The sequence below is a fragment of the Chryseobacterium sp. G0201 genome, assembly GCF_003815655.1.
Classification (GTDB): Bacteria; Bacteroidota; Bacteroidia; order Flavobacteriales; family Weeksellaceae; genus Chryseobacterium.
Window position 1 is genome coordinate 796,770 of the sequence record NZ_CP033917.1, and the last position, 13,194, is coordinate 809,963.

Genomic DNA, 13,194 nt, shown 5'->3' on the forward strand with positions numbered 1-13,194 from the left:
AATACATCTAAATAAACAAAAAGGAGTAGATAAATCTACTCCTTTTTTATGTTTTAACAAATATTATTTCTTTTTCTTTTGTTGCTCTACTGCACTTTGCTGTTGCTGAGCTTTTTCCATCATCTCTCGCATTTTCTTCTGGAATTTACCTTCCGATTTTGGCTTTTCTTTATTAGCCTGAATCTGTGCATGAATTTTCTTTTCATCCAGAATCACATATTTAATCACTAAAATAATTAAGATGTTGATCGCATTCGAGATAAAATAATACCAAGAAAGACCGGATGCTGAAGTATTAAGGAAGAACAAGAACGTAATTGGGAAAATATACATTAACACTTTCATGTTCGGCATACCTTCCTGTTGTGGCTGCTGCATATTCCCTGAAGTCATTACCGTATAGATTAAAATTACAACAGTACATGCCAAAGCAAACATACTTAAATGATCTCCTAGGAAAGGGATTTTAAATGGTAATTTAATCAAGTCATCATAAGCCGTTAGATCTTTTGCAAACCAAAATCCCTGTCCTCTCAAATCAATAAAGTTCGGGAAGAAACGGAATAAGGCATAGAAAATTGGAATTTGCACCAATGCCGGAAGACATCCCGCCATCTGATTCACTCCTGCTTTTCGGTAGATCTCCATCGTAGCCTGTTGCTTTTTCATAGGATCTGCATCCTTGAACTTCGCATTAGCTTCATCAATTTCAGGACGAATTACCTTCATCATCGCACTCAACTTATGTTGCTTATACATAATTGGCGATAAAATTAACTTCACAATGATTGTCAATATAAAAATTACCCAGCCTGCTGCAATTCCCCAAGATGCAATTAAATTATACATCGGCATGAAGAATCCACGGTTCATCCAACCTATAAACGACCATCCTAATGGTAAAATCTCGTCAAAGTTTTTATCGTATGATTTTAATAATGGTAAATCCAATGGTAAGAAGTACCATGTAAAGTCTTGATTTAATTCACTTCCGGTCATTTGAACAAAACCTTCATAGTTTAGTTTTTTCAAATATTCACCTTCTTCAACGGTCTCCTGATTTCCTTTACTGTGTGTAAATCCGTTTTTAGCTTCAATTACTGAAGAGAAGAACTGTTGTTTTACACCGATCCAGTTAAGGGTTTCTTTTTCCTCCTCCATTGTTGTTCTTCCGTCATAATCATAGTCTTTATAATTATTGAAAGCATAAGAGAATTCTGAGTGAGACTGCTCCTGAGCTCTACCTTTTTCAAGATTTCTTACATTATAATCCCAGATAAAATCTGCTTTAGTATCAGATGTAACTTTAGCAAGACCTTGAGATCTTACTTTAAAATCTACTGTGTATTTATCTAATAAAGTATAAATGAACTGAATAACCGCTCCATTATAATTAGCCGTCAAAGTCACAGCGTTTCCGTTAACTGTCGGAGAGAAAACTAAATCTTTAGTATTGATTACTTTCCCTGTTTTATCCTTAAACTGAAAACCGTAGTTTGAGTTATTTTTAGTAATAAGATAAAGAGGAAGATCCGCTCTGTCACTTTTGTGATCGTAAGCCTTATATTTTAAAAGTTCTACTTTAGAAACTTGTCCTCCCAAGCTTGAAAATTCCAATTTCAATTCATTGTTTGCCAAATTTGCAGTCTGAATTGCATTAGGAGTTACATTTGGATTGATATTGCTTGCCTGAGTTTGTTTTACAGCATTTTTAACTTGTTCAGTTTTTTGTTGCTGAGCTTTTACCTCTTCCTCTTTCGATTGTTTGTTTTGGAAATAAAACATAAAACCAAAGAGTACCAAACATAAAACCGCAAAACTAATCATTTGACTTTTATCGAGTCCGTTGTTCTGTTGCATTTTATTTTAATTAAATTTTTTACCTATTTAAATATGTAGCCATGCTACATTTCGAGTCGACAAAAATACTGTTTTTTTATCAAAACTCTATGCTATAATATATTACTATATAATAAACTCAAGCTGATAATAATCAACCTGAGTTTATATATGACGTTTGTAATTAAATAATTACCTTATTTTTTCTCACAAGCCTTAATAAAAGCTTTGAATAAAGGATGCGGTGTTGCAACCGTACTCTTGTATTCAGGGTGATACTGTACCCCAACATAGAATGGGTGATCCGGCATCTCAAGTGCTTCTACCAATCCTGTTTCTGGGTTTGTACCTGTTGCTAAGAAACCATTCTTTTCGAATTCCTGAAGATAATCACTATTGAATTCATAACGGTGACGGTGTCTTTCAGAAATATTCTTAGCTCCGTAGATATCATATAATTTAGAAGCATTTTTCAATGAACATTTCCAAGCACCAAGACGCATTGTACCTCCTTTATCCACAACATTTTTCTGCTCTTCCATGATTGAAATTACAGGATCCGGTGTAGATGTATCAAATTCCATTGAGTTCGCTTTCACATGTCCAAGAACATTTCTAGCAAATTCAATTGTCATGATCTGCATTCCTAAACAGATTCCCAACATTGGAACTTTATTTTCTCTTGCATATTGAGCAGTAAGAACTTTACCTTCAATTCCTCTGTCACCAAAACCTGGGGCAACAAGAATTCCATCAACACCTTGCAAAGTTTCTTTAATATTTTCAGCAGTAATATCTCCACTATATACCCATCTTACTTTCACTTCAGTTTCAAGGCTCGCTCCTGCATGTTTGAAAGCTTCAGCAATAGAAATATAAGAATCCTGCAGAGAAATATATTTACCTACCAATGCAATTTCTACAGTTCTTTTAGGGTTTTTGAATTTTTTAAGGAAAGTTTTCCAATCTTTAAGATCAGCTTCTTTATCATTTTTAAGATCTAATTCTTTTAAAACTACATCATCAAAATTTTGTTTCTGAAGGTACATCGGAACTTCATAGATCGTTTCCAAATCTTTACATTCAATCACATTATCTAAAGAAACATTACAGAATTGAGCCAATTTCGCTCTCTGATCTTTTGGAATGTTGTGTTCCGTTCTACAAACTAAAACATCTGCCATAATTCCGCTTTCCATCAACTGACGAACAGAATGCTGAGATGGTTTTGTTTTCAATTCTCCACTTGAAGCCAGATATGGCAATAAAGTCAAGTGAATCACCATAGAATTTTTCTCACCCAATTCCCACTTCAACTGACGAACAGTTTCAATGTATGGTAAAGATTCAATATCTCCCACAGTTCCACCGATCTCAGTAATGATGATATCGTAATTCTGCTTAGATAAAATTTTAATTCTACGCTTAATTTCGTTCGTGATATGAGGAATTACCTGAACTGTTTTTCCAAGGAAATCTCCTTTTCTTTCTTTATCAATTACAGTCTGGTAGATTTTTCCTGTCGTAACGTTATTATTTTGAGAAGTTGGAGCATCCAAATAACGCTCATAGTGACCTAAATCCAGATCCGTCTCCGCACCATCTTCGGTTACATAGCATTCTCCATGCTCATAAGGGTTTAATGTTCCTGGGTCGATATTGATATAAGGATCTAGTTTTTGGATCGTTACATTAAAGCCGCGTGATTTTAGTAGAAGTCCCAGAGAAGCAGAAACGATTCCCTTTCCCAAAGATGAAGTTACACCTCCTGTCACAAAGATGTACTTTGTATTCTTTTTACTCATTAGATTAGGTTTGTGCAAAGTTAGGGGAAAAAGAAACACAAAGCAATTTTTTACCTTTATGAAATTGTAAAACATGCCTCTATCATTTATAAATCCTGATGAAAAAATTTATCTATATTTGATCTCAACAAACACAAAAAGCCATAACCATAATGATTTCGGTATATAAACTCAAACCAAAATTCCAGCAGCTGCTCACTCCTATTTTATTATTTTTAAATAAAAAGAAAATTACAGCCAATCAAATTACAATCAGTTCTATTTTGTTATCTTTCATTATTGGAGTCTTATTTTGGAATGCAGATGCTTCAAATTGGTTTTTCCTGAGCTTACCGATCGGATTATTGATAAGAATGGCTTTGAATGCGCTGGACGGGATGATGGCAAGAAAATTCAATCAAACGAGTAAATTAGGTGAAGTTTTAAATGAAGTTGGCGATATTATTTCAGATGTCATTATATTTTTTCCTTTACTAAAATTTCAGCCGGAGAGTTTATATTTAATTATCCTCTTCATTATTTTAAGCATCATTAATGAATTTGCAGGATTGATCGGAAAAGTAGTCGGAAAAGAACGTCGTTATGATGGACCGATGGGAAAAAGTGACCGTGCTTTGATTTTGGGACTGTATGGATTGATCCTATTTTTTGGAGCTAATATTTCAAATTATTCTCAATATATATTTGGACTGATTATTTTATTACTTCTCATCAGCACGTATACCCGACTTAAAAAATCTCTCCATGAAGCCTGAAGAAAATAAATTCGCAGATGTTCCTTTACGCGTAAAAACATGGGTTTACATTATCCTAGTTTTCGCGCTCGGAATTTCTCATCCTTTAGCAATGAAGATATTTGTTTCATGGATCAGTTTTCAATGTTTTTTTGAATTTTTGAGAATGTTTAAAGTGAAAACAAACAAAATTATTCTTTCAATTTTTGTTGGAATTTCACAGTTATTTTTATTGTATTTTTTGAATATTGAACATTATTTCCTTTATAGTTTAGCTCTATCAATCACTATACTATTATCTTTTTTACTATTAAAATCATCTGGAAAACAATTTTCAGGAATAGTAATAGGTTTAATGGTTTGCCTTTTTGCTTTTCCACATTTAGCTTTTATCAGAGAAAATATTTCAGGAATTTATTCAATCATTTTTATCGTTGTTGTCACTGAACTCAATGATGTTTTTCAATATGTAATGGGTAAATTCTTCGGAAAACATAAAATCGTTCCGAAGATCAGTCCTAATAAAACGTTGGAAGGATTTCTCGGAGGAGTATTTTTAACAATCATATTGAGTAATATTTTAGGTTTCTTTTTATTAAATTCTACTATTCTCATCAATACAGTTTTAGGATTAATATTAGGAATTTCAGGATTTTGCGGAGATATTTTCATGTCTTGTCTAAAAAGAAAAACAGACGTAAAAGACACCGGAAATTTACTGCCCGGACATGGTGGATTATTAGATAGAATTGACAGTTTGATCTTCAACGCCCCAATTTTTTTCTGGCTCCTTCCCTTTCTTTTAAAGATGTAAAAAATGAATGAAAAATTTAAAAGAGCACTATTATTTTCAGGAGGCGGAACAAGATTAATGATCTACCTCGGAATGTTTGCAGCATTGGAAGAACTAGAAATGAAACCCGATGTTCTTATCGCTTCATGTGGTGGAGCTTTTGCAGCAACCGTCATCAATGCTTTCCCGGACAATCTTTCAAGAAAAGAATATTTACAATCGGAAGAATATTTTCAATTTGTATCTAAAACAACACTAACAAAACAAAAAAAACTCTCTGAAATCGGACTTTTCTCTTTAAAAAAAATATTTGATAAAAGGAACGCTCCCAATATTGAAAATGTCTTTCATCGATATCTGGTTGAAATGAATCAGGATTTATCCGAAGATTTTCCTTCATTAAAAAACACCCAATTTTCTCAAGAAATCCCAACACTTATGATTGGTTCAGAGATCCTTTTTGATCCAGCAGAAGTTGAAAAAAAACGAAATAATCGAAAATTATATCAAAAAATAATTTTCACCGATCCTGAGACATCAAAGAAAATAATTCCACAGCAGATTATCATTAATTCTGAAAATTTAAAACAAAGTGCCATCGAAGATGTTCCAAAGATTAGAATTAATGTTTCTTTGTTGACAAGCACTAGAATTTCCATTTCTGATATGTTCTATGTTACTCCAGCTTCATTTCAAGGAAAATATTTTGCCGGGGGAGCTATTGATCTAATTCCGATTGAGCTTGCTAAGCATCTTGCTGACGAAATTATTATTGAAAAAAAACAATCTTACACTCCTGTAGAAGAAGCTTTTGTTCGTGCCGTTTTAGGATACAGCGGAAATAGAAGGTTAGAAGAAATTGAAAGACAGTTGCCCGATTTTCAAATTGACACCAATGATATCAAACAAAAACTGGACGGACATTATATCAAAAAAAGCATCAATTGGAAAAAACTTGAGATCGAACTTTCTTTACCAAAAAGTCATCAACAATTTGTAAAAGATATGGAAATGCAATGGCAATATGGTTTTGATCAGACGATAAAAAGTATTAAAAAATAAAGGCAGTTAAGACTTTTACATCTTTCATCATCAAATTAAACTTATTTTTACCTAAAATTGAAAATCACAACACGCTCATGAACGTTTTTATTGCAGGTGGAACTTCGGGAATTGGCTATTCTCTTGCTCAGCATTATCTTTCAAAAGGATATCGCGTGGGCATTTGCGGAAGAGATTTAACCAAAATTCCTGAAAATAATTTTGAGAATTTAAATGTATTTCAAGCTGATGTTTGTGATATAAGTTCAATTTTTTCGACAGTAAATAATTTTCTACAAAATGAAAATCTTGATATTTTCATCAATTGCGCCGGAAGTTATGCGGAAGATGTTGCCAGAAATATTTCTTACGAAGAAGCCGAAGAAATGCTGCAAACCAATATTTTAGGAACTGTAAATTGTTTCGAAGTAGCCAGAAAAGCTATGAAAGGTCAAAACAAAGGAAATATTGCGGTTATCGCATCCGTTTCCGGGATTTTAGATTATGAAAATTCGAGTTTGTACACCAAAACAAAACGTTCGGTCATTCAGATTGCGGATGCATATCGCCGAGCATTGAAACCATTTGGAATTTCTGTAACGACCATTGCTCCGGGTTATGTTGATACCTTAAAATTGAGACAGCTTAACGATAATGATCTAAGTAAAAAACCGTTTCTTACTGATCTTGAAGCTGCTACAACAATTATTTCGGACGCTATTGAAAAGCAAAAAAAATTAATCATTTTCCCTGCAAAAATGAAATGGATGATGAAATCATTATCCATCCTTCCCTCTTCATTATTAAATATTATCATGTTCAGGAAAGCCAAATGGATGAAAAACGACTAAAATTTAAACAGAAAATCTATGCTATGTTGCTGTGTTCCGTTGTATTCATGATTGTTTACAATTATTCAGCGTGGCATGCTTCAAAGCTTGAAAAAGTTCCGTCTTTCGTTTTTGATTTTGAAAAATATATCCCGTTTCTTCCTTGGACGATTATTCCTTATATGACCAGCGGACTGTTTTTTTGTGCTGTTTTTTTCTTTTGTAATACGAAGGAGCAGCTTAAAGTTCTAACTCAAAGAATGCTGTTTGTAACTATTATAGCTGGAATTTGTTTTTTATTATTTCCATTAAAATTTTCTTTACAAAGACCGGAAGTCAATAATTCTATTTTTGGATATTCTTATCAGTTTTTAACAACTTTTGATTCGCCTTTCAATCAGGCTCCGTCACTGCATATTACGTATGCTTTTATTTTCTGGAGTATTTTTAGAAATGTAAAAAAATGGAGAATATTTTTAAAGATTTGGCTCCTTGCTATAGGAATTTCTACTTTAACCACTTACCAGCATCATTTGATTGACATTCTTACAGGAACTATTTTGGCTCATATTAGCTTTATCATATTTCCTTATCAGAAAAATAACTTTTTATATAGGAATTTTCAAGTCGCTAATTTCTATTTTTTGATTGGATGGATCTTTATTTCATTCTCTTTATTGTTGTATAAATTTTCAAATGAATATTGTTTAATCTTCTTATGGCCGGCTCTCGTTATGATTTTAACAGGTTATCATTATCAGAAAAATAATATTCACTTTTTAAAAGATAACAACGGAAATATTTCTTTATTCAAAAAGATTTTTTATTTTCCTTATCTATTAATTTATTGGATATTTTGGAAGTTTTTACGAAAAAATAAACGACCATTAGAAATTGTAGCCAACATTTATATTTCGTCAAAACCTAATAAAAAAGATTTACAGGATTTTGAAATTAATAAAAATACTTTCATCTACGATCTTTCAGCAGAAATTGAAGAAAATTCTGAAATCAAACAAAAATCTACCTATTACTCTGTTCCTTTTTTAGATATTGGGATGTTGGATATTGATCAAACTAAAAAATTAGTCACAAAAATTACAGAAAATTATCTTCAACTTCCAAAAGACGGAAAAATACTCATTCATTGCACGATGGGTTATACCAGAAGTTCCGTAATTGAAATTTTAGTAATGAAAAATATTCTATCTTTACCTCTAAACCAAGCAATAACCAATATGAAATTCCTGAATAAGAATGCGATCATTCATTCTTACATCTACGATTTTCTGAAAAAATTTTAAATATGAACAGTGGAAATTTTAAGAGTTTTGATGAAAGCGAGATCTTCTATCGCGAGTGGAATTATCAACCTCAACAAAAAAGCATCATCATCATCCATCGCGGACACGAACATTCTGAAAGACTGAACGATATCGCTCAATCACCACAATTTTCAAACTATACTATTTTTGCGTTCGACCTTCGTGGACATGGACATACAAAAACGCCAACATCTTCCATTTTCATGGATTATGTTCGTGATTTGGATTCTTTTTCACAATTTTTACAGTCAAAATATGACGTGAAAATTTCTGATATTTTCGTACTTGCCAACAGTATTGGCGGAGTGGTTGCATCAGCTTGGGCTCATGATTTCGCACCTAATATTGCAGGAATGGTTCTGTTGGCTCCCGCTTTTAGAATCAATCTTATAGTTCCTTTGGCGAATGAAATGATCACTTTAGGAACAAAATTAAAGAAAGGTTTGATCATAAAAAGTTATGTAAAATCAACGATGCTGACTCACGATCCGGAGCAGCAAAAAGCTTATGATACAGACCCGTTGATCACACGATCGATTGATGCAGAATTACTGATTGATCTTGCAAAAGCAGGAAAACGTTTGGTAGAAGATGCAGAAGCCATCGACACGCCTACCCTTATTTTATCTGCTGAAAAAGATCATGTTGTTTTTAATAAAGATCAGAAAAATTTTCATGATAAATTAGATACAGATTTAAAAAAATACGAAATCCTTCCTAACTTTTTCCATGGAATCTTGTTTGATACAGGAAAGGAAATGGTTTATGATAAAATTAAAGATTTCGCTGAAAAATGCTTTAGTCAAGCTCAGAAAAAAACATCACTTTCACCCGATAAATTTTCTGTAAAAGAATATCAGGATCTTCAAAATAATGTTGGTAATAACCTTAATTTTAAATTCCAAAAATGGTCTCTCAATAAAATTGGAAAGATCAGTAACGGAATGGCGATCGGTTTAAAACATGGTTTTGATTCCGGCGCTTCTTTGGATTATGTCTATCACAATCAGCCTCAAGGAAAATTAGGCTTCGGGAAAATGATGGATAAAAATTATCTTGAAGCTATCGGCTGGACTGGAATTAGAATCAGAAAACAACATTTGATCAAGCTTTTAGAACAAAAAATTCAAAGTCTGAAAAAAGAAGGCAGAAAAGTAAAGATCCTTGATATTGCAGGCGGAACAGGAAATTATTTATTTGACATTACAGAAAAATATCCTGAAGTTGAAATCGTCGTTAATGAATTCGTAAAGGCAAATATTGAGATCGGAGAAAAAGTAATTCAGGATAAAAAATATCAAAACATCAGATTTAGCAATTTCGATTGTTTTGATCCTGAAACGTATAAAAAATTGAATTTTGAGCCTAATATCACCATTGTTTCGGGTATTTTGGAGCTTTTTGGAGATAATGAAATGGCGAGTAAAGCTATTCAGGGAATCAATTCTATTTCAGAACAAAATTCATTCATCGTTTATACCGGGCAACCTTGGCATCCGCAGTTGAAAATGATTGCGTATGTTCTGAATAATCATCAAAACAAAGACTGGATCATGAGAAGACGTTCGCAAAAAGAATTGGATAGAGTGATGGCTTTTAATAATATTCAGAAAGAAAATATGTTGATTGATGATTTTGGAATTTTTACAGTTTCTTCGGGGAAGGTTAATTTTTAAGTTAAAAATTAAAAAATGTAGTTTAGATTCCTCCGGAATGACAAATAAACTGCTAAATTTTAGATTAAAATAAAAATGCTTCTCAAGAATATTGAGAAGCATTTTCTTAAACCAAATTTATATGAAAATTATTGCTTAGCTAACTCAAAATACAAGTTAACGTCAACGTCTTTAGCTACGCCAGCACCTATTGGATCATATTTAATGTTATAATCTAAACGGTTAACCGTAAATTTTGTTTGGAAACCCATCACTTCTTTTCCTTGTTGATTTTTAGTGATTCCACCGTAAGTTACAGGAACAGAAATTTCTTTAGTAACATCTTTAATCGTCAATTTACCTTTCAACGTGTATGTATTATTTTTATCTTTTGTGATAGAACCGCTTTCAAAAGTCATTGTAGGAAACTTCTCAGCATCAAAGAAATCTGCACTTTGCAAATGCTTATCTCTCATTTCAACACCTGTGTTTACAGAGTTTGTATTCACAAAAAAGCTAAATTCCGCTTTATCCAAACCACCTTCTTTACTTGCAGCTATTTTTCCGTCAAATTTATCGAATCTACCTTGTACAAAGCTGATTCCCATATGTTTGATAGTGAAATTCACAGAAGAATGCATTGGATCTACTGCCCAACCTGTCTGTGCAAATCCGGCAACACTTAGTAAAGCAAATACAAAAGTTAAGAATACTTTTTTCATTATATATTATTTTAGATTAATCTTATAGCAAAGATAAATCGTAAAAAATAGTAAGACATTGATCTATGATAGTTTTTTCAACTTTTCTTATTTTTCTGGATAAGCAATCGCCAAAAATTTATTAGAAAACCTCAACTAATTGGGAAATATATACTTTCCCTGCACTTTCAATAAGATTCACTTCAAGTCTGTAAACTTTTTTAGAAACCAGGTCATATATTCTTATTATATTCAATTCATTATTAGATCCTACATTAGAAGCGGCAGCAATTTTTTCGAAATTGTTTGTTGCAGTACCACTCCCAGCAGACGAAACATACCCTGTAGACACCCAGTTTTCAGTAATAAACGTGCTGTATTCTCTTGACCCAGCACGTCGGAATCTGATATAAATATCATTATTACCCGTTACCATGAATTCAAAATCTTCCGTAGTTAACACCGGCTTATTGGAGAGAAGCTGCAAAGGCGTTTTATATACGGCACTTCCTTGATTTTGATTAATTATTTTCCCTTTGTTCCAGATAGGAGCACTTGGTGTACCGATATTGGTGTAAAGTCCGGCCTCAAGGTTATCATTACCCTCATGATATACAGTAAGACCTGTAGCAGGTTTTGGAATTGTAATACGATCCGTAGCCGAGGTTAGTTCTACTCTGGGAGGCAAAAATCCTTTATTGTCCGATTTTATCTCTAGCAAAGAGGATCTATCCGGGATATCAGTTCCTATCCCAACACTACCGTCTTTTTTTACCACAAAATCATTTGACTGCTGAGTCTCTGAAGGTACCCCTGTTAAAGAGTTGTCTTTTGCTCCATCTACATGGAAAGTAGCTTGTGGATTTGCTGTTCCGATTCCTACCTGAGCAAACATACTAGTGCTTGTAAATAATACGGCAAGTACTATTAACTTTTTGTTTTTTTTCATCATTTATTTTTTTTCATCAGAAGGTGTAGTGTTATCCCTTCATTGACATCTCACTTTTCAAATATCATGCCAATACATCGTTTTACCTTTTCAATCAATACCAATGTTTATTTTAATTTGAAAGTAATTTTTATAATTTTACATCATGGCAAAACTAAAAACAGCATATTTCTGTCAGAGCTGCGGAACACAGTATTCTCAGTGGATGGGACAATGCAAAAACTGTGGAGAATGGAATACTTTGGTGGAAGAAGTGGTAGAAAAAACCTCATCTAAGACACCACCCTTTACGAAAACGAAGCAACACGTCATCAATATTGTTGAAGTTGAAACAATAGAAGAACCCCGTATAAAAACTCCTTCCGAAGAACTTAATCGTGTTTTGGGAGGCGGAATTGTTTTAGGTTCCGTTACTTTAATCGGCGGTGAACCGGGAATTGGAAAATCGACGTTGCTTTTACAACTTGCCTTGAAAATGAAGAAAAAAGTTTTTTATGTTTCGGGGGAAGAAAGTGCTTCTCAGATCAAAATGAGAGCCGATAGATTAACGGATGTTCAAAATCCGAACTGTTTTCTTTACACAGAAACTTCACTGGAGAAAATTCTTCATGAAGCCAAAAAGCTGGAGCCTGACTTTGTTATTATCGATTCAATTCAGACTTTACAATCACAATTAATTGAAAGTTCGCCCGGAACGGTTTCTCAGATCAGAGAATGTTCCAACGAGATCATTAAATATGCTAAAGAAAATAATGTTCCTGTTTTCTTGGTTGGTCACATTACGAAAGACGGACAAATTGCAGGGCCAAAAGTCTTGGAACACATGGTAGATGTCGTTCTAAATTTTGACGGAGACAGAAATCACCTTTTCAGATTATTGAGAGCCAATAAAAATCGTTTTGGGTCAACCGCAGAAATCGGAATTTACGAAATGGTTTCTCAAGGTTTAAAGGAAATTAAAAATCCATCCGAGATTTTAATTACTAAAAAATTCGAAGAGCTTTCCGGAAATTCTGTTGCCGTAACTTTAGAAGGAAACCGACCGATGTTATTGGAAATTCAGGCGTTGGTAAGTACTGCCGTTTATGGAACTCCGCAAAGAAGCTGTACCGGTTTTGATGCCAAAAGACTGAATATGTTGTTGGCTGTTCTTGAAAAACGAGCAGGTTTTCAATTAGGCTCAAAAGACGTTTTCTTAAATATTACCGGAGGAATAAAAACCGACGATCCGGCTTTGGATCTTGCGGTTATTGCCTCTATTTTGTCTTCAAATGAAGATATTGCGATCTCTGAACATTTTTGCTTTGCGGGAGAAATTGGTTTAAGTGGTGAGATCCGTCCGGTTGCACAGGTCGAACAGAGAATTACTGAGGCTGAAAAACTAGGTTACGAGGTTATTTTTGTTTCCAATCTTAATAAAATTGCCAAAAGAAAACACGGTATCAAAATAGAAGAAGTAAGTAAAATTGAGGATTTTCATGAAAGATTGTTTTAATCTTAAATAATCGTTAAATAAATTCAC

11 protein-coding genes are annotated in these 13,194 nt (G+C 33.2%); 7 read left to right on the forward strand and 4 right to left on the reverse strand.

The window, feature by feature from the left end:
• Nucleotides 1-63: 63 nt before the first annotated feature.
• Together yidC and EG348_RS03510 are read right to left on the reverse strand one after the other, a co-directional pair.
• Nucleotides 64-1,860 carry a membrane protein insertase YidC gene (gene yidC, locus EG348_RS03505; protein ID WP_123980720.1) on the reverse strand — a complete coding sequence of 599 codons (1,797 nt, stop codon included), beginning with the start codon at nt 1,858-1,860 and terminating at the stop codon, nt 64-66.
• Between the two features lie 176 nt (nt 1,861-2,036).
• Nucleotides 2,037-3,644, reverse strand: a complete 1,608-nt coding sequence (locus tag EG348_RS03510; RefSeq protein ID WP_123980722.1) for a CTP synthase — start codon at nt 3,642-3,644, stop codon at nt 2,037-2,039.
• 152 nt (nt 3,645-3,796) lie between these two features.
• On the opposite strand from EG348_RS03510, the gene EG348_RS03515 reads away from it, so the two are divergent.
• From EG348_RS03515 to EG348_RS03540, 6 genes are all read left to right on the forward strand, one after another.
• Nucleotides 3,797-4,399 (forward strand): CDP-alcohol phosphatidyltransferase family protein, encoded by a 603-nt coding sequence (locus EG348_RS03515; protein WP_123980724.1) that lies wholly within the window; start codon nt 3,797-3,799, stop codon nt 4,397-4,399.
• Nucleotides 4,389-5,192, forward strand: coding sequence for a phosphatidate cytidylyltransferase (locus tag EG348_RS03520; RefSeq protein WP_123980726.1), 804 nt, complete (start codon nt 4,389-4,391; stop codon nt 5,190-5,192). The genes EG348_RS03515 and EG348_RS03520 overlap by 11 nt, the downstream gene beginning before the upstream one ends.
• 3 nt (nt 5,193-5,195) lie before the next feature.
• Nucleotides 5,196-6,233 carry a patatin-like phospholipase family protein gene (locus EG348_RS03525; protein ID WP_123980728.1) on the forward strand — a complete coding sequence of 346 codons (1,038 nt, stop codon included), beginning with the start codon at nt 5,196-5,198 and terminating at the stop codon, nt 6,231-6,233.
• A gap of 77 nt (nt 6,234-6,310) precedes the next feature.
• On the forward strand, nt 6,311-7,063 hold the full coding sequence (locus EG348_RS03530; protein ID WP_123980730.1) for an SDR family NAD(P)-dependent oxidoreductase: 753 nt from the start codon (nt 6,311-6,313) through the stop codon (nt 7,061-7,063).
• Nucleotides 6,976-8,346, forward strand: a complete 1,371-nt coding sequence (locus tag EG348_RS03535; RefSeq protein WP_123980732.1) for a phosphatase PAP2/dual specificity phosphatase family protein — start codon at nt 6,976-6,978, stop codon at nt 8,344-8,346. Before EG348_RS03530 ends, EG348_RS03535 begins: the two co-directional genes overlap by 88 nt.
• A gap of 2 nt (nt 8,347-8,348) precedes the next feature.
• Nucleotides 8,349-10,043 carry a bifunctional alpha/beta hydrolase/class I SAM-dependent methyltransferase gene (locus EG348_RS03540; RefSeq protein WP_123980734.1) on the forward strand — a complete coding sequence of 565 codons (1,695 nt, stop codon included), beginning with the start codon at nt 8,349-8,351 and terminating at the stop codon, nt 10,041-10,043.
• Nucleotides 10,044-10,171: 128 nt separating this feature from the next.
• Here EG348_RS03540 and EG348_RS03545 read toward each other — a convergent pair whose 3' ends face one another.
• Entirely contained in the window at nt 10,172-10,744 is a 573-nt protein-coding gene (locus EG348_RS03545; protein WP_123980736.1) for a YceI family protein, read from the reverse strand.
• Between the two features lie 121 nt (nt 10,745-10,865).
• Nucleotides 10,866-11,672, reverse strand: a complete 807-nt coding sequence (locus tag EG348_RS03550; RefSeq protein WP_123980737.1) for a hypothetical protein — start codon at nt 11,670-11,672, stop codon at nt 10,866-10,868.
• 145 nt (nt 11,673-11,817) lie between these two features.
• Here EG348_RS03550 and radA point away from each other — a divergent pair, with 145 nt between their 5' ends.
• Nucleotides 11,818-13,167, forward strand: coding sequence for a DNA repair protein RadA (gene radA, locus EG348_RS03555; protein ID WP_123980739.1), 1,350 nt, complete (start codon nt 11,818-11,820; stop codon nt 13,165-13,167).
• Nucleotides 13,168-13,194 lie beyond the last annotated feature (27 nt).